The organism is Leifsonia sp. 2TAF2 (genome assembly GCF_052115085.1).
Lineage (GTDB): Bacteria > Actinomycetota > Actinomycetes > Actinomycetales > Microbacteriaceae > Leifsonia.
Genome location: NZ_JBFRFY010000001.1, coordinates 935648 through 959326, shown reverse-complemented (window position 1 = coordinate 959326; position 23679 = coordinate 935648). Strand labels below are relative to the sequence as shown.

At 71.4% G+C, this 23679-nt stretch carries 26 protein-coding genes; 16 read left to right on the top strand and 10 right to left on the bottom strand.

Translation table 11 applies throughout. The features are described from left to right. The 4 genes from AB4Z18_RS04655 to pdhA are packed head-to-tail and all read right to left on the bottom strand — an operon-like array spanning position 1 to position 3631. Complete coding sequence (locus AB4Z18_RS04655) at positions 1-123, bottom strand: hypothetical protein (protein ID WP_441781527.1); 123 nt, start codon at positions 121-123, stop codon at positions 1-3. Between the two features lie 9 nt (positions 124-132). After that, complete coding sequence (locus tag AB4Z18_RS04650; protein ID WP_441781526.1) at positions 133-1446, bottom strand: dihydrolipoamide acetyltransferase family protein; 1314 nt, start codon at positions 1444-1446, stop codon at positions 133-135. Then, positions 1443-2495 (bottom strand): alpha-ketoacid dehydrogenase subunit beta, encoded by a 1053-nt coding sequence (locus AB4Z18_RS04645; protein WP_441781525.1) that lies wholly within the window; start codon positions 2493-2495, stop codon positions 1443-1445. Before AB4Z18_RS04645 ends, AB4Z18_RS04650 begins: the two co-directional genes overlap by 4 nt. Continuing rightward, positions 2492-3631: a pyruvate dehydrogenase (acetyl-transferring) E1 component subunit alpha gene (gene pdhA / locus AB4Z18_RS04640; protein ID WP_441781524.1), complete on the bottom strand. Its 1140-nt coding sequence runs from the start codon at positions 3629-3631 to the stop codon at positions 2492-2494. Before pdhA ends, AB4Z18_RS04645 begins: the two co-directional genes overlap by 4 nt. Before the next feature lie 127 nt (positions 3632-3758). Between pdhA and AB4Z18_RS04635 the strand changes: the two genes are divergently transcribed. The 4 genes from AB4Z18_RS04635 to AB4Z18_RS04620 all read left to right on the top strand — a co-directional run bounded on the left by AB4Z18_RS04635 (position 3759) and on the right by AB4Z18_RS04620 (position 7294). Further along, complete coding sequence (locus AB4Z18_RS04635) at positions 3759-4187, top strand: Lrp/AsnC family transcriptional regulator (protein WP_441781523.1); 429 nt, start codon at positions 3759-3761, stop codon at positions 4185-4187. A 289-nt stretch (positions 4188-4476) separates the two neighbouring features. Next, entirely contained in the window at positions 4477-5661 is a 1185-nt protein-coding gene (locus AB4Z18_RS04630) for a thiolase family protein (RefSeq protein ID WP_441781522.1), read from the top strand. Further along, positions 5658-6398, top strand: a complete 741-nt coding sequence (locus AB4Z18_RS04625; protein ID WP_441781521.1) for an enoyl-CoA hydratase/isomerase family protein — start codon at positions 5658-5660, stop codon at positions 6396-6398. Before AB4Z18_RS04630 ends, AB4Z18_RS04625 begins: the two co-directional genes overlap by 4 nt. After that, a complete protein-coding gene (locus AB4Z18_RS04620; protein ID WP_441781520.1) occupies positions 6395-7294 on the top strand; it encodes a 3-hydroxyacyl-CoA dehydrogenase family protein in 900 nt (299 codons plus the stop codon). The genes AB4Z18_RS04625 and AB4Z18_RS04620 overlap by 4 nt, the downstream gene beginning before the upstream one ends. Here AB4Z18_RS04620 and AB4Z18_RS04615 read toward each other — a convergent pair. Further along, complete coding sequence (locus AB4Z18_RS04615) at positions 7269-7670, bottom strand: PaaI family thioesterase (RefSeq protein WP_441781519.1); 402 nt, start codon at positions 7668-7670, stop codon at positions 7269-7271. The two genes, AB4Z18_RS04620 and AB4Z18_RS04615, sit on opposite strands and share 26 nt — an antisense overlap. A gap of 48 nt (positions 7671-7718) precedes the next feature. Here AB4Z18_RS04615 and paaZ point away from each other — a divergent pair, with 48 nt between their 5' ends. After that, the gene (gene paaZ, locus AB4Z18_RS04610) at positions 7719-9779 is read left to right on the top strand and encodes a phenylacetic acid degradation bifunctional protein PaaZ (protein ID WP_441781518.1); all 2061 of its coding nucleotides are present in this window, start codon (positions 7719-7721) and stop codon (positions 9777-9779) included. A 102-nt stretch (positions 9780-9881) separates the two neighbouring features. On the opposite strand, the gene AB4Z18_RS04605 is transcribed toward paaZ, so the two are convergent. Continuing rightward, positions 9882-10484 carry a TetR/AcrR family transcriptional regulator gene (locus AB4Z18_RS04605; RefSeq protein WP_441781517.1) on the bottom strand — a complete coding sequence of 201 codons (603 nt, stop codon included), beginning with the start codon at positions 10482-10484 and terminating at the stop codon, positions 9882-9884. An 86-nt stretch (positions 10485-10570) separates the two neighbouring features. Between AB4Z18_RS04605 and paaA the strand changes: the two genes are divergently transcribed. From paaA to AB4Z18_RS04575, 6 genes are read left to right on the top strand one after another with little or no spacing between them, the layout of a single operon-like run. Then, positions 10571-11578, top strand: a complete 1008-nt coding sequence (gene paaA / locus AB4Z18_RS04600; RefSeq protein ID WP_441781516.1) for a 1,2-phenylacetyl-CoA epoxidase subunit PaaA — start codon at positions 10571-10573, stop codon at positions 11576-11578. Then, positions 11575-11862: a 1,2-phenylacetyl-CoA epoxidase subunit PaaB gene (paaB, locus tag AB4Z18_RS04595; protein WP_441781515.1), complete on the top strand. Its 288-nt coding sequence runs from the start codon at positions 11575-11577 to the stop codon at positions 11860-11862. The genes paaA and paaB overlap by 4 nt, the downstream gene beginning before the upstream one ends. Next, positions 11859-12725: a 1,2-phenylacetyl-CoA epoxidase subunit PaaC gene (paaC, locus tag AB4Z18_RS04590; RefSeq protein WP_441781514.1), complete on the top strand. Its 867-nt coding sequence runs from the start codon at positions 11859-11861 to the stop codon at positions 12723-12725. The genes paaB and paaC overlap by 4 nt, the downstream gene beginning before the upstream one ends. Beyond that, the gene (paaD, locus tag AB4Z18_RS04585; RefSeq protein WP_441781513.1) at positions 12719-13201 is read left to right on the top strand and encodes a 1,2-phenylacetyl-CoA epoxidase subunit PaaD; all 483 of its coding nucleotides are present in this window, start codon (positions 12719-12721) and stop codon (positions 13199-13201) included. Before paaC ends, paaD begins: the two co-directional genes overlap by 7 nt. 10 nt (positions 13202-13211) lie before the next feature. Beyond that, entirely contained in the window at positions 13212-14300 is a 1089-nt protein-coding gene (paaE, locus tag AB4Z18_RS04580) for a 1,2-phenylacetyl-CoA epoxidase subunit PaaE (RefSeq protein ID WP_441781512.1), read from the top strand. A gap of 15 nt (positions 14301-14315) precedes the next feature. Next, on the top strand, positions 14316-15086 hold the full coding sequence (locus AB4Z18_RS04575; protein ID WP_441781511.1) for an enoyl-CoA hydratase/isomerase family protein: 771 nt from the start codon (positions 14316-14318) through the stop codon (positions 15084-15086). Between the two features lie 6 nt (positions 15087-15092). On the opposite strand, the gene AB4Z18_RS04570 is transcribed toward AB4Z18_RS04575, so the two are convergent. Continuing rightward, positions 15093-16430 (bottom strand): maltokinase N-terminal cap-like domain-containing protein, encoded by a 1338-nt coding sequence (locus AB4Z18_RS04570; protein WP_441781510.1) that lies wholly within the window; start codon positions 16428-16430, stop codon positions 15093-15095. Between the two features lie 57 nt (positions 16431-16487). Further along, positions 16488-17870 (bottom strand): M23 family metallopeptidase, encoded by a 1383-nt coding sequence (locus tag AB4Z18_RS04565; protein WP_441781509.1) that lies wholly within the window; start codon positions 17868-17870, stop codon positions 16488-16490. Between the two features lie 176 nt (positions 17871-18046). Between AB4Z18_RS04565 and lepB the strand changes: the two genes are divergently transcribed. After that, positions 18047-18781, top strand: coding sequence for a signal peptidase I (gene lepB / locus AB4Z18_RS04560; RefSeq protein WP_441781508.1), 735 nt, complete (start codon positions 18047-18049; stop codon positions 18779-18781). 131 nt (positions 18782-18912) lie between these two features. On the opposite strand, the gene AB4Z18_RS04555 is transcribed toward lepB, so the two are convergent. Next, a complete protein-coding gene (locus AB4Z18_RS04555; protein WP_441781507.1) occupies positions 18913-19860 on the bottom strand; it encodes a siderophore-interacting protein in 948 nt (315 codons plus the stop codon). A 185-nt stretch (positions 19861-20045) separates the two neighbouring features. On the opposite strand from AB4Z18_RS04555, the gene AB4Z18_RS04550 reads away from it, so the two are divergent. The 3 genes from AB4Z18_RS04550 to AB4Z18_RS04540 are packed head-to-tail and all read left to right on the top strand — an operon-like array spanning position 20046 to position 22331. Then, positions 20046-20390 (top strand): YciI family protein, encoded by a 345-nt coding sequence (locus AB4Z18_RS04550; RefSeq protein WP_441781506.1) that lies wholly within the window; start codon positions 20046-20048, stop codon positions 20388-20390. Beyond that, positions 20387-21919 (top strand): carboxylesterase/lipase family protein, encoded by a 1533-nt coding sequence (locus AB4Z18_RS04545; protein ID WP_441781505.1) that lies wholly within the window; start codon positions 20387-20389, stop codon positions 21917-21919. Before AB4Z18_RS04550 ends, AB4Z18_RS04545 begins: the two co-directional genes overlap by 4 nt. Before the next feature lie 19 nt (positions 21920-21938). After that, positions 21939-22331: a PLD nuclease N-terminal domain-containing protein gene (locus tag AB4Z18_RS04540; RefSeq protein WP_441781504.1), complete on the top strand. Its 393-nt coding sequence runs from the start codon at positions 21939-21941 to the stop codon at positions 22329-22331. 33 nt (positions 22332-22364) lie between these two features. On the opposite strand, the gene AB4Z18_RS04535 is transcribed toward AB4Z18_RS04540, so the two are convergent. After that, positions 22365-22958, bottom strand: coding sequence for an alpha/beta hydrolase (locus tag AB4Z18_RS04535; protein ID WP_441781503.1), 594 nt, complete (start codon positions 22956-22958; stop codon positions 22365-22367). Positions 22959-23102: 144 nt separating this feature from the next. Between AB4Z18_RS04535 and AB4Z18_RS04530 the strand changes: the two genes are divergently transcribed. Further along, positions 23103-23564, top strand: coding sequence for a hypothetical protein (locus AB4Z18_RS04530; RefSeq protein WP_441781502.1), 462 nt, complete (start codon positions 23103-23105; stop codon positions 23562-23564). The last annotated feature ends 115 nt before the right edge of the window (positions 23565-23679 follow it).

Sequence of the window (23679 nt, the reverse complement as noted above, 5' to 3'; positions counted from 1 at the left end):
TCAGGGCGCGGGCGCGTCGCCGTCGGTCGGCTCCGGCTTGGGCAGCCAGTCGATGTTCTCCTCGGGCGCGACCTCTTTCTCCACGCTGAGGTCGTAGTCGTCGTCGTTCTTCTTGTCGCTCATGCCGCCACCCTACGCTCGGCCCCCGACAGCGCCAGGGAGGTCGGCGAGGGCGCCGAGCGGCGACTCGATGGCGTCGGCGACCTCACGCAGGAACCCCGCCGCGACTCCCCCGTCGGTGACCCGGTGGTCGAACACCAGCGAGAGCTGCAGGATGCGCCGGGGCACGATCGCGCCGTCCACGACCCAGGGCCGTTCGATGGCGCGGCCGAGGCCGAGGATGGCGACTTCCGGGTGGTTGATGATGGCCGCGCTGCCGTCCACGCCGAGGCTGCCGTAGTTGTTGATCGTGAAGGTGGAGCCGGCAAGCTCCGCGGGTGGGAGCGTGCCCTCCCGCGCGGCGCGCGCCAGCCGGTCGAGCTCCGCGTCGAGCTCGCGGACCGACATCCCCTCGGCGTGCCGTACGACCGGGACGAGCAGGCCGCGGTCGGTGTTCGCCGCGAAGCCGAGGTTCACGCCCTCGAACGTGATGAGCCCCTGGCCGTCGGCGCCGACGCGACCGGCGAGTTCGGGATGCCGCGCCAGCGCCGCCAGGGCGAACCGGGCGACGAACGACAGGAACGACGGAGCGCGTCCGGTCGCGCCGAGGCGGCGGCGGCCGTTCCAGAGGTCGGTGGCGTCCACATCCACCCACACGGTCGCCTCGGGGATCTCGGACCGGCTGCGCGTCATGGTCTCGGCGACCGTGCGGCGGAGGCGCGAGAAGGGGGTCGTGGCAGCGACGGCGAGCCCGGTGCGCGGGTCGGTGTCGCGGGGCTGCGGGGAGGGAGATGGCGAGGGCGACGGCGTCGGCGAACCGGCGAACGCTTCCTCCACGTCGCGTCGGGTCACCACGCCGTCCGGGCGGCTGGGACGCAGCGTCGAGAGGTCGATGCCGTGGCTGCGCGCGAGCGAACGGACCACCGGCGAGACCACCGGGACGATGCGGGAGGATGCGCGGGGCGCCGTCGCCGCGGACGGTGCGGTAGCCGTCGCAACGGCCGGCGTACGCGTCGCAGCGGGTGCCGAGCCGCGGGATGCGCGAGCACGACGCCCGGCGTGGGTCGTGGTCCCGTAGCCGACCAGCACCTGGCCGGAACCGCTCGACGCCTCCTCCACCTCGATCAGCGGAGCCCCGACCAGAATCGTCTCCCCTTCGTCGCCGTGCAGCGCCGCCACCCGGCCCGCATACGGCGACGGCACCTCGACCACGGACTTCGCGGTCTCCACCTCGGCGATCGGCTGGTCGGTGGTCACCGTGTCGCCGACGGACACCAGCCAGTGCACCAGTTCGGCGTCGGTGAGGCCCTCCCCGAGGTCCGGGAGGGTGAAGATGCGGGCGGTCACGCGTCCTCCCACTGCAGCGCATCCACCGCATCCAGCACACGATCCACGTCGGGCAGGTAATACCGCTCCAGCTTCGGCGGCGCGAACGGGGTGTCGAAGCCGGTCACCCGGCGGACCGGGGCGAGGAGGTGGTGGAAGCAGCGCTCGGAGACGCGCGCCGCGATCTCGGCCGCCATGCTCGCGAAGCCCGGGGCCTCGGCGATGACCACGGCACGGCCGGTCGCGCGGACAGCAGCGCACACGGTCTCGTCGTCGAACGGCACGAGCGACCGCAGGTCGATCACGCCGAGGCTGCGTCCGTCTTCGGCGGCCGCCTCGGCGGCGGCGAGCGCGATCGGGACCGACGGACCGTACGCGATCAGCGTCGCATCCGTGCCCTCCCGCGCCACGCGCGCCCTCCCGATCTCGGGAAGCGGCGCGTGCGTATCCACCTCGCCGGTCGACCAGTACAGCTTCTTCGGCTCGAGGAAGATGACCGGGTCGGGATGCGCGATCGCCGCACGCAGCAGCCCGTATGCGTCCTGCGGCGTGGTCGGCGACACAACGGTCAGTCCAGGCGTGTGCACGTAGTACGCCTCAGACGAGTCGGAGTGGTGCTCGACCCCGCCGATCCCTCCTGCATACGGGATGCGGATCACCATCGGCAGGCGCATCCGGCCCCGCGTGCGGTTGCCCATCTTGGCGACGTGATCGACGATCTGCTCGAAGGCGGGATACGCGAACGCGTCGAACTGCATCTCGACGACCGGGCGCATCCCGTTCATGGCCATGCCGACGGCGGTGCCGACGATCCCGGCTTCGGCGAGGGGAGTGTCGAAGCAGCGGTCCTCGCCGAACCGGGCGGTCAGACCGTCGGTGATGCGGAAGACGCCGCCGAGAGTGCCGACGTCCTCGCCGAAGACCAGCACGGACGGGTCGGCGGCGAGCGCGTCGGCGAGGGCGCGGTTGAGCGCCTGCGCCATCGTCAGGGTGGCAGGAGCGGGCGTGGCTGTCGGCGCGGTGGTCGCGTCGCCCGGCCGCTCGGCCGGAGCATCGTGCATGAGCGTCATCGGGAGACCCCCTCGGTGCTGCTGCTGTTCGCCGCCGCGAGTTCGGCGGACAGTTGCTCCGCCTGCTCCCGCAGCTGCGGGGTCGGCGTCGCGTAGACGTGGGCGAACAGATCCTCGGGGTGCGGCTCCGCATCCGTCATGATCGCCGCCCGCAGGTCGGCCGCGACCCGCTCGGCGTGCGCGTGCGCCTCCGCGTCGTCGCCCTCGTCGAGCGCGCCCTTCGCTGTCAGCCAGGAACGCATCCTGAGCAGCGGGTCGCGCGCGAGCCACGGCTCCACCTCGTCCTTCGTGCGGTAGCGGGTGGCGTCGTCGGCGTTGGTGTGCGACTTGACGCGGTAGGTGACCGCCTCCACGAGGGTCGGGCCGCCACCCTCACGAGCCTCCTCGACCGCCTCCCCCAGCACCGCGAGCAGGGCGGCCAGGTCGTTGCCGTCGACGAGGCGGCCACGCATCCCGTACCCGACGCCCTTGTGCGCCAAGCTCGGCGCGGCTGTCTGCCGGCTCAGCGGCACCGAGATCGCGAAGCCGTTGTTCTGCACCAGGAAGACGACCGGCAGGTGGAAGACGGCGGCGAAGTTCATCGCCTCGTGGAAGTCGCCCTCACTGGTGGCGCCGTCGCCGCACATCGCGAGCACCACGGTGTCCTCGCCGCGCATCCGCGCCGCATGGGCGAAGCCGACCGCGTGCAGCAGCTGGGTGGCGAGCGGTGTGGACTGCGGAGCGACGTGGTGCTCCGTCGGGTCGTAGCCGCTGTGCCAGTCGCCGCGCAGCAGCACGAACGCCTCGAACGGGTCGACGCCGCGCTCGATCACGGCGACCGTGTCGCGGTAGGTGGGGAACATCCAGTCCTCGTCGGCGAGCACCATCGCGGCGGCGACCTCGCACGCCTCCTGGCCGTGCGACGACGGGTACACCGCGAGGCGTCCCTGCCGCACCAGCGCATCGGCCTGGTCGTTGAGCCGGCGGGCGAGAACGAGCCGGCGGTAGCCCTCGCGCAGGAGCTCCGGCGAGGGGATGCGGGCGGGGGCGATCGCCGCAGAACCGGCGGGATCGTCCGCCCCGTCCTGGTCGATGAGCCGCAGCGGGGTGTCGCCCGGCAGCAGGTCGTCCGCGCGCAGCGGTGCGTCGGCGTGCATCCGTTCTCCTTTGAAAGACGTCGCTCCCCTTCAGGATGACTTTGCTGGACCTCCGGCGCTACGGGTCGTACGGAGTTGAGACGAATGGATGCGGTGGCGCGGTTTCGGTGCCAGACTGTCCACCACCATGGACGACATCGACGTACGCATCCTGGACGCTCTGCGCACCGACGGCCGCGCCTCCATCACCGCGGTCGCGGAGGCGGCGCACGTGTCGCGCGCCAACGCCTACGCGCGGGTCGCCCGGATGGTGTCGGACGGCGTCATCACGGGGTTCACCGCGAAGGTCGACCCGCGGCTGGCGGGGCGGACGTCGTCCGCGTACGTGACCATGCGCGTGGAGCAGTCGGCGTGGCACGACCTGCGCGACCGGCTGCGGAGCATCCCCGAAGTGGAGCACTTCGCCCTCACCGGCGGCGACTTCGACGTGATCCTGCTGGTGCGGGCGCGCGACAACGAGGACCTGCGGCGGGTGGTGCTGGAGGAGTTGACGAGCATCCCGTCGGTGCGCGACACGAAGACCTCGCTCGTGTTCGAGGACCACGACCAGCGCTGAAGACCCGGAGTCGGTCACCGGGCGGCCTTTCCCGCCTGAGCCATCGTCGGTGTGAATCGTGCAAATCTCCGACGTACCGCGGTGGGGACGGAGATTCGCGCGCTTTGGCAATGGATCTCCGCCCGTGACCCGAGGATCTCCGACCGTGGCAGGGAGGGGGTCGGCGCCACGCAGTGGCGGCCGGCAGCTAGCGGCCGCGCCGAGCACTTGCCCGGCTGCGGCGATTCTGCGACGATGCAATTGCTGAACGTTCGTTCGGTAATTCGTGCGTTCGAGGAAGAGGGCAGCGATGGCGGAGGCCTACCTCGTCGGCGGCGTGCGCACGCCGGTCGGCCGCTACGGCGGCGCCCTGGCCGGCGTTCGGGCCGACGACCTCGCCGCGCTGGTCGTCGCCGAAGCGGTCCGCCGCTCCTCCGCTCCGCCGGAGCTGATCGACGAGGTGATCCTCGGCGCTGCCAACCAGGCCGGTGAGGACAACCGGAATGTGGCACGGATGGCGGTCCTGATTGCAGGACTCCCCGACGAGATCCCGGCGATGACCGTCAACCGGCTCTGCGCCTCCGGACTCACCGCTGTGATCCAGGGCGCGCAGGCGATCCGGGCCGGGGATGCCGACCTGATCGTCGCGGGCGGCGTCGAGTCGATGACCCGAGCGCCGTGGGTGCAGGCGAAGCCGGAGAAGCCGTGGTCGCGTCCCGGCCCGCAGTTCGACACCTCCATCGGCTGGCGGTTCACCAATCCCCGCCTGCTCGCCCGCGACAAGGCGACCTACACGATGCCGGAGACCGCGGAGGAGGTGGCCCGGATCGACGGGATCAGCCGCGAGGAGGCCGACGCCTTCGCCCTCGAGAGCCACCGGCGGGCGGCCGCCGCAGCGGACGGCGGACGATTCGACGCCGAACTCGTGGCCGTCGAGACGCCCGGTGGCATGGTGGATGCCGACGAGGGCATCCGGCGCGACACCAGCGCCGAGGCGCTCGGGCGGCTGAAGCCCGTCGTCGCCGGCGGCAGCGTGGTCACCGCGGGCAACGCCTCCCCGCTCAACGACGGCGCCTCTGCGATCGTCATCGCGAGCGGAGCCGCTGTCGAGCGCTACGGCCTACTCCCGCGGGCACGCATCGTCGCCGGGGCCAGCGCCGGGGTCGCGCCCGAGGTCATGGGACTCGGACCGGTGCCCGCGACGCGCAAGGCGCTCGCCCGCGCCGGACTCGACATCGCCGACCTCGACGCCGTCGAACTCAACGAGGCGTTCGCCAGCCAGGCCATCGCCTGCATCCGCCGCCTCGGCCTCGACGAGACCCGGGTGAACGCAGACGGCGGCGCCATCGCACTCGGCCACGCGCTCGGGTCGAGCGGGTCGCGCATCCTCGTCACACTGCTCGGCCGGATGGGGCGGGAGGGCGCCCACCGCGGGCTCGCCACCATGTGCGTCGGCGTCGGCCAGGGCACCTCGCTGATCGTGGAGGCGGTATGAGCGACGACCGTAGCCTCCGGGTCGAGGAGCGCGCCGACCGTGTGGTCGTGACGCTCGACCGCCCCGACCGCCGCAACGCGATCGACCAGGCGATGGTGAACGAGCTGCACGCGGTGTGCGCGGCGCTCGAGAGCGAGCCGCGCATCCTGCTTCTCACCGGCGCCGGCGGGGTGTTCGCCTCGGGGGCCGACATCGCCGAACTGCGAGAACGCACCGCCGCGGACGCCCGGCGCGGCATCAACGACACGATCTTCGACCGCATCGCCGCCCTCCCGATGCCCGTCATCGCGGCCCTCGACGGGTACGCGCTCGGCGGCGGCGCCGAACTCGCCTACGCCGCCGACCTGCGGATCGGCACCCCGCGCTTGCGGATCGGCAATCCGGAGACCGGCCTCGGGATCATCGCCGCCGCGGGCGCACTTTGGCGGCTGCCCCAGCTGGTCGGCCTGCCGCTCGCGACCGAGCTGGTGCTGACCGGGCGCATCCTGGACGGGGCGGAGGCGCTCGCAGCCGGCCTGGTGTCGTCGCTCCACGAGCCGGACGACCTGCTGGCCGCCGCCCACACCCTCGCCGACCGGATCGCCGCGAACGACCCGCTCGCGACGCGGCTGACGAAGCGCGTGCTGCGGGCGCCGCTCGCCGAGCATCCCGACGCCGAGCGGGAAGCGCAGGCCGAGCTGTTCGAGTCGCCGGAGAAGCGGCGGCGGATGACCGAGTTCCTGGAACGGAGGAAATGATGAGCAGCGAGGCGAGTAACCACTTCCCCGAGCGGGTCGCCGTCATCGGCGGCGGACGGATGGGCGCCGGGATCGCGCACGCCTTCCTCATGGCGGGAGCCGACGTCGCCGTCATCGAGCGTGACGCCTCGGCGGCCTCCGAGGCGCGCGACCGCATCCTCGCCGCGGTCGAGGGCAGCGTCCTGCGCGGTGCGGCGGCGCCCGACCCGGCACGACTCATCGTCACGGTGACCTGGGAGTCGCTGAGCAGCGCAGGCCTCGCGATCGAGGCGGTGCCCGAGGTGCTCGGGCTCAAACGCGAGGCGCTACGGCGTGCAGAGGATCTGCTGCCTGTGGATGCGGTGCTCGTCACCAACACGTCGTCGCTGTCGATCGACGCCCTGGCGGCGGCCCTCCAGCGGCCGGGCGCCTTCCTCGGGCTGCACTTCTTCAACCCGGTTCCCGCATCCACTCTGGTCGAAGTGGTGCTCGGCACGGCCACCGCGGCGACGGCTGCGGAAGCCGCCGAACGCTGGGTGCGCGCCCTCGGCAAGACCGCCGTGACCGTGCGCGACTCCCCCGGCTTCGCCTCCTCGCGGCTCGGCGTGCTGCTGGGTCTCGAGGCCATCCGTATGGTGGAGGAGGGCGTCGCGACACCCGACGACATCGACACGGCGATGGAGCTCGGCTACAAGCATCCGGTCGGCCCGCTCCGGTTGACCGACATCGTCGGGCTGGATGTGCGGCTCGACATCGCCGAGTACCTCACGCGCGAGCTGGGGCCGCGGTTCGAGCCGCCGGAACTGCTGCGACGCATGGTCGCAGAAGGGATGCTCGGCCGGAAGACCGGCCAGGGGTTCTTCGCGTGGAATGCCGACGGGTCGCCGCTGCCTACCGCTGGGGAGCGTCCACGATGAGGTTGGTGATGCGCGCCGTGCAGAGCCGGTTGCCGTCCTCATCCGACACCACCACCTCGTGCGAGGTGATCGTGCGGCCGAGGCGGATCGCCGTTGCCACACCGGTCACGACCCCCGCGCGGGCGGCCCGGTGGTGCGTCGCGTTGATGTCGACGCCGACCGCGCTCTTACCTGGACCGGCATGGATGACGGCCGCCCACGACCCCAGCGCCTCCGCGAAGGCGACCGAGGCGCCGCCGTGCAGCAGCCCGAACGACTGGCGGTTGCCCTCCACCGGCATGGTCGCCACCACGCGTTCTGCGGACTGCTCCAGGATGCGCACGCCCATCTTCACATCCAGCTCGCCCAGTTCGATCGTCCAGTCAGCGTCGGCCATGCGGCCAGCATACGCATCCCACCACGTCCCCTTTTCCGGAGGTCACCGATGATCCTGCCCAGCTACGTTCGCGACGAATGGTGGACGCCCGATACCGAAGACGGCGCGGAAGACGCCGCCGCCGAGGTGCTGGATGCCTCCACCGGCGCACTGCTCACCCGCGTCAGCACCGCAGGGCTCGACCTCGCCGGCGCCCTCGACCACGCCCGCACGGTCGGTCAGCGCTCGCTCGGCGAGCTGACCTTCCACCAGCGCGCCCTGCTGCTGAAGGGACTCGCGCAGGCCCTGACCGAGCACAAGGACGAGCTGTACGAGCTCTCGGCCCAGTCGGGAGCGACCCGGGCTGACGCCTGGATCGACGTCGACGGCGGGATCGGCGCCATGTTCACGTACGGGTCGAAGGGCCGCCGCGAGCTTCCCAACGCGCAGGTCGTGCTCGACGGTCCGGCGGAGCAGCTGTCGAAGGACGGCAGCTTCCTCGGCCGTCACGTCTACACCCGTCTGCCCGGTGTCGCGGTGCAGATCAACGCGTTCAACTTCCCGGTCTGGGGGATGCTCGAGAAGCTGGCCCCGTCGTTCCTGGCGGGCATGCCGACGCTCGTGAAGCCCGCGACGCCGACGGCATTCGTGGCCGAGGCGGCGGTCAGGATCATGGTGGAGTCGGGACTGCTGCCCGCTGGCGCCCTGCAGTTGGTGAGCGGGTCGGTTCCCGACCTGTTCGAGAACCTGCGGCTGGGCGACCTCGTGGCCTTCACCGGGTCGGCGAGCACCGCCGAGCGGCTGAAGGCCCACGACTCGGTGCAGACCGGCGGAGTGCGGTTCTCCAGCGAGACCGACTCCATCAACGCTTCGGTCCTGGGGCCGGATGCAGTCACCGGCACGCCCGAGTTCGACGCGTTCGTGAAGGGGCTGGTCGTCGAGGTGACCGCCAAGTCCGGGCAGAAGTGCACCGCCATCCGCCGAGCGATCGTGCCGGAGCCGCTCGTGGAGGACGTGATCGGCGCCGTGCGCGAGCGCATCGCCTCCCGTGTCGTCCTCGGCGACCCTCGCGCCGAGGGGGTGACGATGGGGCCGCTCGCCTCGCGCACCCAGCGCGAGGAGGTGCTGCGTCAGGTCTCGCGGCTCGTCGCCGCGGGTGGCGAGCTCGTGATCGGCGGCCTCGACCAGCCGACCGTGACCCACGCGGACGGCACGGTCGGCGCAGCACCCGAGGGTGCGTTCGTCGGACCGATGCTGCTCCGCTTCGCCGACGCGTGGACGCCCGAGGCGCACACCGTCGAGGCGTTCGGGCCGGTCGCCAGCGTGCTGCCGTACGGCAGCCCGGACGAGGCCGTGGCGCTGGTCGCCCGCGGCGGCGGATCCCTTGTGACGAGTGTCGCGACGCACGACCCCGCGTTCGCACGCACCTTCGTGCTGGGGTCGGCGGCGTACAACGGCCGCATCCTGGTGCTCGACCGGGATGACGCGCGCACCTCCACCGGCCACGGTTCGCCGATGCCGCACCTCGTCCACGGCGGACCGGGGCGAGCGGGCGGCGGCGAAGAACTGGGCGGGATCCGCGCAGTGCTGCACCACATGCAGCGGACGGCCTTGCAGGGCTCGCCCGACCAGCTGACTGCGATAACGGGTGTGTGGCATCCCGGCGCCGCGGCCGATGCTGCGCCGCCGCATCCCTTCCGCAAGTCCCTCGCCACCCTGAAGATCGGCGACCAGGTGCAGTCCGGCTCGCGCCGCGTGACCCTCGACGACATCGAGACGTTCGCGACCTTCACCGGCGACACCTTCTATGCGCACATGGATGAGGAGGCCGCAGCCGCGAATCCGTTCTTCCCCGGACGGGTCGCCCACGGCTACCTGCTCGTGTCGTGGGCCGCCGGGCTGTTCGTCGACCCTGCGCCCGGGCCGGTGCTCGCCAACTACGGGCTGGAGGATCTGCGCTTCTTGACGCCCGTGGTCGCCGGCGACAGCATCCGCGTCGCCCTCACTGCGAAGCAGATCACGCCGCGCGAGACCGACCCGTACGGCGAGGTGCGGTGGGATGCGCGCATCCTGAACCAGCGCGACGAGCTCGTCGCCACCTACGACGTCCTCACCCTCGTCTCCAAGTAACTCCCGCCTCCCAAGCAAACAGCTCCTGACTTTTTCGCGTTCGCAACGGCGATTCGCCCGAAAAACTCAGGAGCTGTTGGCTTGGGCTCCGGGGAAGCGCGGTCAGCGGAGGGCCAGGGCGAGGATGGTGTCGGCGAGGTCGTCTGCGGTCAGCGAGCCGGCGGGGGTGTACCACTCGGTGAGCGAGTTGATCATGCCGAAGAGGAGGCGCGCGACCACGGCCGGGTCGGCGTCGGTGCGCAGCGCGCCCTCGGCGCGGGCCTCGGCGACGAGTGCGGCGACGGCGTGGTCGAAGTCGCGCCGGCGGGCGAGCGCGGCGCGCTCCACCTCGGTGTTACCGCGCACCCGCAGCAGCAGCGTCACGTACGGCAGTCGGTCGGCGAGCACACGGACGGCGCCGCGCAGCACGAACGCCAGCCGTTCGGCCGCAGCGCCGGTGGTCGCGTCCGGCGCACGCAGCACGCCCTCCAGGCCGTCGAGGGCCTCGTCGAGGGCGAGCCGCAGCAGCTCCTCCTTGGAGGCGACGTGGTGGTAGATCGCCGACTTGGAGAGCCCGAGGCGGTCGGCGAGCATCCCGATGGAGGTGGCGTCGTAGCCGTGCTCATTGAACGCGGCCACCGCGACTTCGAGGATGCCGCGCTGGTCGTATCCGGGCCTCCCCCTGCGGAGCGCCTCGGTACTCGCCACATCGACGGTCTCGGTCACCCGCCCAGTCTGGCATGCGGCCTCCTCGTACGGATATACTGAACGAACGATCAGTAAGTTAGTGATCAGTGACTGGAGGGTCGACGATGACCACCGCAACGGAACTCGACGCCGATACCGACGCCGACACAGCCGCCGGCCGAGCGCGCTTCGACGAGCTCATCGCCGCCGACTCCCGCGTCGAGCCGCGCGACTGGATGCCCGACGACTACCGCCGCACCCTGATCCGGCAGATGTCGCAGCACGCGCACTCCGAGATCATCGGGATGCAGCCCGAGGCCAACTGGATCACGCGGGCCCCGAGCCTCAAGCGCAAGGCCATCCTGATGGCGAAGGTGCAGGACGAGGCGGGCCACGGGCTCTACCTCTACTCGGCGACCGAGACCCTCGGCATCACCCGCGACGAGCTGACCGAGCAGCTGCTCTCGGGCCGCGCAAAGTACTCCTCGATCTTCAACTACCCCACCCTCAGCTGGGCCGACATCGGTGCCATCGGCTGGCTCGTCGACGGCGCCGCCATCTGCAACCAGGTGCCGCTCTGCCGCTGCTCGTACGCGCCGTACGGCAGGGCGATGGTCCGCATCTGCAAGGAGGAGTCGTTCCATCAGCGGCAGGGGTTCGAGATCCTGCTCTCGCTCATGCGCGGCACCCCCGAGCAGCAGCGGATGGCTCAGGATGCGGTGGACCGCTGGTACTGGCCGTCGCTGATGATGTTCGGACCGCCGGATGCGGACTCCCCGAACTCAGCCCGCTCCATGGCCTGGCACATCAAGCGGTTCTCGAACGACGAGCTGCGCCAGCGCTTCGTCGGCATGCTGGTTCCGCAGGCGGAGGCGCTCGGCGTCACCCTGCCCGACCCGGACCTGCGCTGGAACGAGGAGCGTCAGGCGTACGACCTCGGCCCGATCGACTGGAGCGAGCTGCAGGAGGTCATCGCGGGCCGCGGCGCCTGCAACGCGCAGCGGCTGCAGCGCCGGCGGGAGGCGCACGAGGAGGGCCGCTGGGTGCGTGAGGCCGCTGCCGCGTATGCGGCCGCCAAGAGCGAGTCCGCCCGCGAGGCTGCCGCCGCCGAAACCGCAGGAGCCGTCGCATGACCGCCGAGCAGTGGCCGCTCTGGGAGGTGTTCGTGCGCGCATCCCGAGGCCTCAGTCATGTGCACGTCGGCTCGCTGCACGCGCCCGACGAAGAACTCGCCCTCCGGAACGCGCGCGACCTGTACACCCGCCGCAGCGAGGGCGTCTCGATCTGGGTGGTCCGCTCTGACCTCATCACCGCGAGCGACCCGGATGCGAAGGACGCGTTCTTCACCTCGCCCGAGGGCAAGAACTTCCGCCACGCCACCTACTACACCGCAGCCGAAGGGGTGAAGCACCTGTGACGGATGCGACAGACCTCGACGCAGACCACGACCACGACCACGGCCACGGCCACGTGGAGCTCAGCGCCGTCATCCTCTCCGACGAGTTCGTCTCCGGCACCGCTCCCGCCTCCCCCGAGGTCGCCGAGTACGCGCTGTGGCTCGGCGACGACTCCCTGATCCTGGCCCAGCGGCTGGGGCAGTGGATCACCCGCGCACCGGAGCTTGAGGAGGATGTGGCGCTCGCGAACATCGCGCTCGACCTGCTCGGCCACGCTCGCTCCCTGCTCCGCTACGCCGGCTCGGCGACGGGCCGCACCGAGGATCACCTGGCGTATTGGCGCGAGGAGGGCGACTTCCGGTCCGCTCACCTGTTCGAGCAGCCGAACGGCGACTTCGCGCACACGATCGTCCGCCAGTTCGCGGCCGCCCACTACCTGTTCGCGCTGTACGACAGACTGCGGCTCTCCTCCGATCCGGTGCTCGCCGGGGTCGCCGCGAAGGCGGTGAAGGAGGTCGACTACCACCGCGATCACGCCGACCAGTGGATGCTGCGCCTCGCGCTCGGCACCGACGAGTCCCGCCGCCGCACCCTCCGCGCGCTGGACGACGTCTGGCCGTACGTCGACGAGCTGTTCTCCGACGAGTCGACCGGCGCCGAGCCGCTTCTGGATGCGCTGGACGGCATCGCCCCGCGCCCGTCGACCCTGCGCGAGCCGTTCGACACCGACATCGCGCCGATCCTCGCCGAGGCCCGGCTCGAACTCCCGACCGCCTTCCATGCGGCCGGGGGCGGGCGACGCGGACGCCACTCCGAGCACCTCGCGCCGCTCCTCGCCGAGCTGCAGGTGCTGGCGCGCCAGCACCCGGGGGCATCGTGGTGACGCATCACGCAGAGGCCGCGCGCGCCTGGTCGGCCGCGGCATCCGTCGTCGACCCGGAGGTCCCGGTCGTCAGCATCGACGACCTGGGCGTGCTGCGCGCGGTGACGGTGACCGACGACGGGGTCGACGTGGTCATCACGCCGACGTACTCGGGCTGCCCGGCGATGGATGCGATCCGCGAGGACGTGGTCCGCGCCCTCACCACGGCTGGCTTCGGGGACGTCCGCGTGCACCTCTCCCTGTCGCCCGCCTGGACGACCGACTGGATCAGCGCGGAGGGCCGTTCCGCCCTCCGCGACTACGGCATCGCTCCTCCATCGGCCGCGGGCTCGGTGCGCCTCCGCCTCGCGGTGAAGTGCCCGCACTGCGACTCGCTCGACACCCGCGAGGTCGCCCACTTCGGCTCCACCTCGTGCAAGGCGCTGTTCGTCTGCAACGGCTGCGGCGAGCCGTTCGACCACTTCAAGCCGCTGTGAGCGTCCGCTGATGGCGCGGGCACGATTCCATTCGCTCGCGGTCGCCGAGGTACGGCCGCTCACCTCGGCGAGCGTCGAGGTCACCTTCGCGGTGCCGGAGGACCTGCACGGCGAGTACGACTACCTGCCCGGGCAGCACGTCGCGCTCCGCGCGCACGTCGGCGGCCGGGAGTTGCGCCGCAGCTACTCGCTCTGCCGCCCGCCGACGCCCGGCCGGATCAGCGTCGCCATCAAGCGCGACCTCGGCGGAGCCTTCTCGAGCTGGGCGACCAGCGAGCTCCGCCCGGGCGATGTGATCGACGTGATGAGCCCGCAGGGCACTTTCACCCTCGCGCCGGACCGGATCGAGGGCCGCCACATCGTCGGGATCGCCGCCGGCTCCGGCATCACCCCGCTGATGGCGCTCGCCTCCGGCATCCTGTCCGGGTCCACCTCATCGCGCGTCACCCTCGTGTACACGAACCGCACGGCGATCGACGTGATGTTCCTGGAGGAGCTCGCCGACCTGAAGGACCGCTACCCCTCGCGCCTGGCCCTCCACCACGTCCTCTCGCGGGAGCAGCGGTCCGCGCCGCTGCTCTCCGGCCGCATCGACGAGGAGCGGCTGCACCGGATGCTGGATGCGCTCATCCCGCCGACCACCGTCGACGAGTGGTTCCTGTGCGGGCCGTTCGAGCTGGTGCAACTGTGCCGCGACGTGCTGGAGGGATACGGGGTGGAGCGGTCGCGCGTCCACTTCGAGTTGTTCACCACGGGCGAGCCGACCGAGCCGCGCGGCGACGTCGGCCGGCCGGTGGTCGTGCACGACGGCGAGCGCACCGCCCGCATCGACTTCACCCTGGACGGCCTCTCCTCGAGCGTGACCACCCCGGTGGATGCGAACGAGTCGGTGCTGAACGCGGCCCTGCGGGTGCGCCCGGACGTCCCGTTCGCCTGCACCGGCGGCGTGTGCGGCACCTGCCGTGCGCGCCTCGTGTCGGGCGACGTGCGGATGACGGAGAACTACGCGCTGGAGCCCGAGGAGCTGGAGCGCGGCTACGTGCTGACCTGCCAATCCCATCCCCTGACCGACCGCGTCGTGGTCGACTACGACGTCTGAGCCGCGGAGGCCGCAGTGATCGATCTGGACATCGCCGACGGGATCGCCCGTGTCACACTGAACGCGCCCGAGCGGCTGAACGCGCTCGGGCCCGACGACCTGCGCGCGCTCGACGCCGCGTACGAGGAGGCCGAGCGCGCCGGCGTGCGCGCCCTGGTGCTTCGGGGTGAGGGCCGCGCGTTCTGCGCGGGCCGCGACATCGCGGGCGTGGACCCGGCGACGGATGACGTGACCGGCTACCTCGACGGCCTGGTCACGCCGCTGCTCCGGCGGATCGCCGCGTTCCCGGCGCCGACCTTCGCCGCCGCGCAGGGCGCCTCCCTCGGGGTGGGGCTGGGGCTGCTGATCGCGACCGATGTGGTGTACGTGGCCGAGGATGCGAAGGTCGGCTCGCCGTTCGCCGCCCTCGGCGCGGCCCTCGACTCGGGCGGCCACTGGCTGCTGGTCTCCCGGCTCGGCCCGCACCGGGCGCTCGACCTGATCTACTCGGGGCGGCTGCTCTCCGGGGTCGAAGCGGTCGCGGGCGGACTGTTCTCGCGCGCGGTCCCCACCTCCTCCCTTCAGGACGACGTGGATGCGGCCGCCGCGGCCGCAGCATCCGGCGCCACCCAGGCGTTTCTCGCGAGCAAGCGCATCGTGGGGGGCCTCCGCGACGGTTCCCTCGACCTCTGGGCGTCGGTGGATGCGGAGAACGCCGCCCAGGCGCAACTGCGCGACACAGCCGACTACCGCGAGGGCTTCCGCGCCTTCCAGGAGAAGCGGAAGCCGGGCTTCACCGGCCGCTGACCCGCCTCAGCCGACGCGCGTCGCCAGCAACCGCTGCACGGCCGCGAGCGGGATGGGGATCCACGCCGGGCGGTGCCGCGCCTCGTACGCGATCTCGTACACCGCCTTGTCGAGCTCGAATGCGTCGAGCAGCTGCTGGAAGTCCTCGACCTCGGAGCCCGCGACCGAGGCGTAGCCGTCGAGGTACGCCTTCCGCGCGTCGGACGCCCACGCGCTCGCGTCGACCGGCGGCTCGCGGCGCGCCAAGGAACCGGCGACGTAGTCGAAGGAGCGCAGCATCCCGGCGACATCCCGCATGGTCGCGTCCGGTATCGCCCGCTCGGAGAGCGGCCGCAGCGGCTCCCCCTCGAAGTCGATGAACTGCCACCCGCGCTCCGGCGAGTACAGCACCTGGCCCAGGTGCAGGTCGCCGTGGATGCGCTGCAGCACCGGGAGCGGCGCCGCGGCCGCCTCCTCGTACACGGCGGCGATCCCGGCTCGCAACTCCTCGACCTCCGGCACCTCGGTCGTGGTGACCGTCAGCCGCCGGAACATGCCGTCGAGGGCGAGCGCCACATCCTCCTTCGACGCACGCTTGGTGGGCAGCACCTGCGCCATCGACCGGTGCAGCTCGGCGGTCCCTGCTCCCAGCAGGAAGGCGCGCTCGGTGAAGTCCTCGCCCGCCTCCGCGGCACTGACGGCCAGCTCCCATCCGTCCTCCGAGCCGGGCAGGAAGTCCTGCATGAGGGCGAGCTCCCCGGATGCGGTGCCGCCGTCGGCGGTCGGCCAGCGCCCGGTCAGCCAGCCGAGCAGTGACGGAGTCCGCCGCGAGCCGCCGGCGGTGAGCGCGGCCAGCGTCGAGACGTCCGGGTTCTCGCCGTCCTGCACCACCCGGAAGACCTTGATGAGGGCGGGGCGGCCATCCTCCAGCTCGCCGACGATGGAGGTGTTGGACTGTTCGCCCGTCAGCCGTCGGGACGACCGGACCGCCACCCGCTCGCCGAGCGTGTGGCCCTGTGCGTGCGCGTCGCGCCCCTCCGCCCGGTCCTCCCCGGTCATCAGCTGCACCAGCGCGGCGACATAGGCCTCCTCGGTCGGCCCGTCGTACAGGAACCGACCGCCCGCCTCGCCGATCAGCGCGGCCTCATCGCCGTCGCGGTTCGTCCGGGCCACCACGGGCACCTGGTAGACGCGCGGTGTGCGCGGCGCGTCGTCGCAGAAGAAGTGGGTGACGATGCGGACGTCGGGTTCCGCCGGTTCTACGTCGAACGAGGCAAGCAGTCGAAGGCGCGGCTCGACATTCTTCGTCGAATACCACCGCTGGCGTCGCATCCACGTCCCGACCAGCTCCGTGAGTTCCGTCATGCCTGAACCGTACGCCCGCTCCGGCGTTTGCGGGCGGGGTCCAGGGAATCCAGAGGATCAGCGGATTCCGAGCACCACCCCGCGGGCTGCCATGAACGGCTGCGGGTCGATCTGGAGGCCGTTGACGCGCACCTCGAAGTGCAGGTGGCATCCGGTGGAGAGGCCCGTGGAGCCCACCTGAGCGATCGGCTGACCGGCCACGACCTGCTGGCCGACGGTCACGCCCAGCCCTCCGTCACGGATGTGCCCGTACGCCGTCTCGACGCCCCCGCCATGGTCGATGAGGATGAAGTTGCCGTAGCCGCTGAACGGGCCCGCGCGCTCCACGGTGCCGGAAGCGGCCGCATAGATCGTCGTGCCACATGCCGCGCCGACGTCGTCGCCGGGGTGGAACGGGTCCGTGCCGAGCGGGCGGGAGGGGCGGGGTCCGAACACGTCGGTGAGGGAGCCGTGAACCGGGAGCGCCCATCCGCTCGCCACCAGCGCCGGGTCGGACGTGAGCACCTGCCAGTTCGAGCCCGCCTCGATGACCGTAGGAGCCGCGGCGAGCGCCGCCGAGGCGGCGTTGACCTGGTCCTGGGCGGCCAGTACGGCCTGCTGGCTGCTCTCGACGTCGATGGCTGCGACCGCATCCGCCGCACCCTGCGCCTTCTCCGCCAGGGACTTGGCCGTCTTACGCTGCGCCGAGGCCTCGCGGATCGCGGTGTCGCGGGACGCGGACAGTGCGGACAGCCGGTCTGCGGCGCCCAGCTTGGTCAGCAGGTCGCCGGGACCCTGGAGGGCCGCGCTCACCGGATCCTGCGTCAGCAGACGGGTTCCGGAGGAGCGGATGAGGGCCGTCGCGAAGGCCGCCGCCTTCGTGGCCTGCTTCTGTGCCGCGTCGGCCTGCGCCTGAAGTGCGTCGGCCGCTGCCTGTGCGCGGTCGTGCTCACGCTGGACGCTCACCGATTCGTCGTTCGCTTCGGCGAGCTGCTCCTGTGCGGTCGCGAGGTCACTGGCGAGCTGAGCCGCCTGCGCCAGGTCAGCGGGATTGGGCTCCGGGAATTCCGGCAGGTCGGGAGCGGAGAGGGTGATCTCGTCCGTCGGCGCGGGGGCCGGGGCGGGAGGCTGCTGGGCGGGAGGCTGCGGAGAGGGCGGCGTCGGGGTGGGAGTCGGTGTGGGCGTGGGAGTCGGGGTCGGTGTGGGCGTCGGTGTCGGTGTCGGTGTCGGGTCCGGCGTAGGCGTGGGGTCGGGAGTCGGCGTCGGGTCCGGCGTGGGTGTCGGGTCGGGCGTCGGGGTGGGTGAGGGCGTCCCCTTCGCTCCTGCGCCCGGATCGCCCGAGCCGTCGACGACCGACGGGACGCATGCCGTCGTGCACTCGTCGGCTACGGCCGCCTGCGGAACGCCCAGAAGGCTGCCCGCGACGAGCACGAGCACCGCCCACGCGGGAGCCAGGCGCAACCCCGTGGGCCGCGTCGCCGTCCTGTGTCGTGCGAGCGATCTCCGCATAATGCAAACGGGCTGACAGCACATGCTGGCAGCCTTACTGAGATGTTCTCACCGCGCGCCGCAGCGAGCAAGACACCCGAACGAGGTTGGATGCGGCTCACAGGCTCCGCACGTTACGGTGAGAGATTGTGACCGACAGTACTGCCACCGCGCGCCCGCGCCGAGCCGCCCGGCGCACGTCCAGCTGGAAGACGCTGCTGCGCGATGTGGTGGTCATCTTCGTGGTCGCGGTGCTGGTGTCGTTCCTCATCAAGACGTTCGTCGCCCGCTCGTTCTACATCCCCTCCGGGTCGATGGAGAACACGCTTCAGATCAACGATCGCATCATCGTGAACGAGCTTCAGCCGAAGGTCTTCGGCCTGCAGCGAGGCGATGTCGTCGTCTTCAAGGATCCGGGTGGATGGCTGCCGCCCGCCCCTCCGGAGACCGGCAACGCCTTCCAGCAGGGCGTCGGGGCTGTGCTCGACTTCGTCGGTCTTGGTGCGTCCGACTCCGATCAGCACCTGGTGAAGCGCCTCATCGGATTGCCGGGCGATCACATCAGCTGCTGCAACGCGCTCGGTCAGCTGAGCGTCAACGGTGTTCCGCTCAAGGAGCCGTACGTGCTGCTTCCCGCAGGAGTGCAAGCGGTGTCGGAGAAGTCGTTCGACGTCACCGTGCCTGCCGGGTCCGTCTGGGTGATGGGCGACAATCGCTACAACTCGGCCGACTCCCGCTACCACATGGACGATCCGGGCAAGGGCTTCGTCCCGCTCTCGGACGTCGTGGGCAAGGCGTTCGTGATCAGCTGGCCGGTCAGTCACTGGTCGTGGCTCGATGACTACCCGGATGTGTTCCGCGGCGTCGAGCGCGACGACAAGTAGCCCGTCCTGTATTCAGGACTCCGCGCCACGCATCCACGCCGAGGGGTGAGTTGTTGCGCTTATCGGGGCCGAATAGCGACAACTAGTCGCACCTCGGCACCGCCCGGCACGGGGACGGTCCTGAATACAGGTCAGTTCTCGGAGCGGCCGAGGCGCCAGTAGCCCATGAACGCGACGCGGGAGCGGTCGATGCCGTGCTCGCGCACGAGCAGCCGTCGCAGCGTCTTCACCGCGGCGGACTCCCCCGCGATCCACGCGTAGAAGCCGGTGTGGGCACCCTCCGGACTCTCCCAGAGGATGTCGCGGTCCACATCCACGTCGTCGAGGCTCTGCGACCCTGCCGCTGCGGCGCCGGCGACGATGCGCGCGTTGTCGGCGAGCCAGCGCTGCACAGCGGGCAGCAGCACGGCTCCGGGATGGGCCCCGCCGCGGGGCAGCCACGTCGCCGTGACCTCGTCTGCCGTGCGCAGCGGGAGGGCATCCTCCGGCGAGGGCGCCTCGATGAAGGCCCGCGCGCGGCGTCCTTCTGGAAGCGACTCGAGAATTGATGCGATGGCCGGCGCAGCCGTCTCGTCCCCGACGAGCAGCAGCTCGCGCGCATCCCCGGGGCGCCAGTCGATGCCGACGCCGCGGTGGGGACTGCGCGCGTCCGGGCCGATGATCACGACCTCGTCGCCGGCTCCGGCGCCGAGGAGCCAGCGTGCGGCCGGACCGCCGTCGCCGTGGACGACGAAGTCCACGTCCAGGCGGCAGCCCTCCGTGTCGATCGCGCGCGCCGTGTAGGTGCGGAAGGCGTTGCGGCGGTGGTCCGGCAGTGCGCGCCAGCGCTCGTACCAGTCGCCGGCCAGCAGCGCCTCTTCGTCGTCGAGCCCGAGGTCGCCGAAGGTGCCGTCGGCGAGCGGGAACAGGAGCTTGATGCGCTGATCCAGGCACTCCGTCCCGAAGTGCTCGAAGTCGTCGCAGCGGAACGTCACCCGGGTGAAGTGCGGACTCAGTCGCTGGACCCGGTCCACGGTGGCGCGGTACGGCCGGTAAGCGGGCCTCGGGCGCTGGGTGGGGGTCGGGGCGATGATCGTCACGGCGGCCTTCCGGGCGGAGTCGGAAACGGGGTCGGGAACTAAGGTAAGGCTACACTAACCTCGTTCTGAACCGCCTGTCGATCGGCCGAAACCTTCACCCCGGAGAGCATCCGGGACAGAATGTCGAACAGGGGCCGTCCTGTTCGACGTCCGGATGAAGCGTTCGCGATCGAAAGGACAGAACGATGAAGTACATGATGTTCGTGGTCACCGACACCCAGCGGGACACCGAGTCCGATGAGTCCGATGTCAACGTCTGGGTAGACGAGCTCGACGCGTCGGGGAAGCGCGTGATCGGGGAGGTGCTGCAGGCGCCGACCGAGTCGCGCGTCGTGCGCGTCCGCGACGGCAAGCGGTACGTCACCGACGGGCCCTTCGCCGAGACGAAGGAGTGGATCTGCGGGTTCGACATCCTCGAGGTGGACAGCCTGGAGGAGGCCATCGATATCGCTTCCCGGCACCCCATGGCGCGCAACGGCCAGCTCGAGCTGCGCCCGTTCATGCAGTGGGAGGAGACCTCCCCGGCGTGAACGGTCGACCGGTCGTCGTCGCGGCAGCGGGCGCGGTCCGCGGCCGTTACGACGGCCGCGTCGCCGCCTGGCGCGGTATCCGCTACGGCGAACCGCCCACCGGCCCTCTCCGCTGGCGCGCGCCTGTACCGGCGGCGTCGTGGAGCGGGATCGCCGACGCCGACCAGTTCGGACCGGCCGCGCCGCAGCGACCCAACCCGGCGGTCCCACTCGGGCCCGACGGCGCTGTTCGCATGGACGAGGACTGCCTGTTCCTCAATGTCGTGCGCCCGTCGGGCGATCCACCCTCCCGCAACCTCCGGCCCGTCATGGTGTGGCTGCACGGCGGCGCCTACGCGCTGGGCGCATCCAGTCAGCTGATCTATCGCGGCGACGTCTTGGCGACGAGCGGGGATGTCGTGATCGTCACCCTCAACTACCGCCTGGGAGCGCTCGGCTTCCTCGACCTGCGCTCGGCCGGCGTCGACGGCGCCGAGACGAACCTCGCGCTGCGGGATGTGCTGCTCGCGCTGCAGTGGGTGCGCGACAACATCCGCGCGTTCGGCGGGGATCCGTCGGCGGTGACGATCTTCGGCCAGAGCGCTGGGGCGGGTCTCGTGACCGCGCTGCTGGCCTCCCCCGCCGCGGCCGGCCTGTTCCACCGGGCGATCGCGCAGAGCCCTCCCGCCGGCTCCATGTACGGGCCCGAGCGGTCGGCGACGGCCGCGCGGAGTTTCCTCGACCGTCTGGGCATCGCGCAGGGCGACGGCGACGCGCTCCGGGCGTTGCCGGTCGACGCCATCGTGGATGCCGCCGCTGAGGTGTACACGGACATCCCGCGCGAGCATCCGGGCATGCTGGCCTTCGCCCCGGTGGTCGGAGACGACCTCCTCCCCGAGGCACCGATCCGTGTGCTCAGCGGAGGCCGGGGGCTTCCCGTCCCGCTGCTGATCGGCACGAACCGCGACGAGGCGACGTTGTTCCGGCTGATGCGGTCGCCGCTGCTGCCCATCCGGCGCGCTGCGCTGCAGCGGATGTTCGACACGATGCAGGCCGAGCAGGAGCAGGGTGTTGAGCTGCCGCCGGCTGACCGGATGCTGGCCGCCTACGACGGACGCCGGTCGTCCCGAGGCGTCCGGGTGGCCACCGACATCGCGTTCCGGATGCCGGCGCTGTGGGCGGCCGCCGGTCACAGCGCCGTCGCCCCCACGCACCTCTACCGCTTCGACTTCGCCCCGCCGCTGCTGCGGCTCAGCGGCATCGGGGCGGCGCACGCCACCGACCTGCCCTACGTCTGGGGAGAGTTCGGCGCGCTCCCGCGCGATCCGTCGTTCCTTCTCGGCGGGCGGCGGGATGCTGCCGCCGTCTCCGAGCGGATGCGCGCCCGCTGGGCCGCGTACGCCCACGACGGCATCCCGGGCGACGACTGGCCGGCCTACGACGCCGACGGGCGGGCGACCCTCGTCATCGACCGGCGCGACCGGCTGGTGCCGGATCTCGACGGACGGCTTCGGCAGAGTTGGGGCGAGCGGGTCCTGACCTTCGGCTGAGGCCCCCTAGAATCGCGACATGCTCGTCGTGCCGCTGCTCGTGCTCACACTGTTCGTGTTCGCGCTCGTCGACCTCATCCTGCGCCGGAGCGACCACGTGAAGCACCTGCCGAAGGTGGCGTGGGTGTTCATCGTGATCCTCCTGCCGCTGATCGGCAGCATTTTGTGGTTCGCCGTCGGGCGCGAGTACGAGACGAGCGTCTCCCGGCCGCGCACGCTCCGGATGCCCGCAACGCGCAGCGACCCGTGGTCCGCCAGCGGCCGATCGCGGGCGTCCGACCTCGACCCGGCGAGCACGGAGGCCCAACTCGCCGCCCTCGAACGCGAGATCGAGGACGCCGAGCGCGCCGAGCGTATCCGACGGCTCGAGGACGAGCTGCGCCGCCGCAGCGACACCGGCGAGACCGCCTGAGCCCGCGGCCTGCTCAGCGCCACGACGCGTCGCTCACAGTTCTGTTGAGCGCTCCGAGATGAAGCGCAGCGTGTCCTCCACCATCGCCTCCGGGATGTCGTGCCCGGCATCCGGGTACACCCGCTCCTCGAGGGTCGTGTGCGCAGGAAGGAACTCGTGCATGCGGGCGATGTCCGTCGGGTTGATGACGTCGTCCTTCGCACCATGACCCCAGAACACCGGCGGTCGGCGTTCCGCGAGCACCGCATCCCCCCGCTCTGCATCGAGCGTCGTGAAGCCGCCGAGCGTCGCCACGAATCGCAGGCTGTCGGGGGCGCGCCGCAGAGCGTGCAGCGCGGTCGCGCCACCCTGCGACCAGCCGACCGCAGCCACCGGCGCGTCGCCGACGTTCTCGTCGATCCACGCGAGCAGCCGATCCGCCGCCGGAGCGGCATCACTCGACATGGCTCCCGGCGCCTCCTCGTAGGCGACCGAGAACCACTCGAACCGATCGCCCAACGGCACAGAGCCCTGGAGCAGCACCGTGCGCCACGGCGACGGCACCTGTTCGGCGATCCAGGCGAGGTCGTCGCGCACCCCGAAGCGGCCGTGCAGGAAAAGCAGGACGGGCTGAGAACCGGTGGTCATCTCCCCATTCAGCCCCGTCGGAGGCCGAGCGTCCAGCCATTCGTGCGGTGATCCACAGGTTCGGTCGCGTCATACCGGCCGCCCACGGACCGTCAGTACCTATGGGACGACACGATCGAGACGCCCCCGGATCGGAGGAGAGAAATGGCCGACATCACCATGACGGAGCGCGCCTCCGACCGCAGCGCAGTGCGCCAGATCGCCTGGCTGCAGTTGCGGTGCGCGATCGCCGAGGAGTACGTCTCCAAGCTGCCCGAGACCCTCACCATCGACGAGTTCGCTCGCTTCGCCGGCATGACCATCGGACAGGTGAGGCATGCCACCACGACGGGCGACCTGGTCGTGTCGATCCGCGAAGGCCACCGCGGAATCGCCCCCGCCGACAACGTGGCCTTCCTGCTGCGTGAGCGGATGCTCCAGCTCCACTTCGACAAGCCGGCGTGGCCCGCAAGCGACCGGTCCCTGTCGATCAGCGAAGCCGCCTACGAGCGGGTCTGGGAGGAAGCCGTGCGCTCCTCCACTACGCCGATGGATGCGCTCGACCGGCTGATCCTCGCCTCGACCGCCGCTTCGGCTGCTGCTCCGGCACCGGGAAGGGTCGAGTAGCCAGCCTCCTCCGAGGTCCCGCTGCGACGGTCGATAAGCCATGCGCTCAGGCCGCCGGCGAGGACCAGGGTGACGACGAGCCCGGTCGCGACCGCTGCGACCACCACCGCCGCGC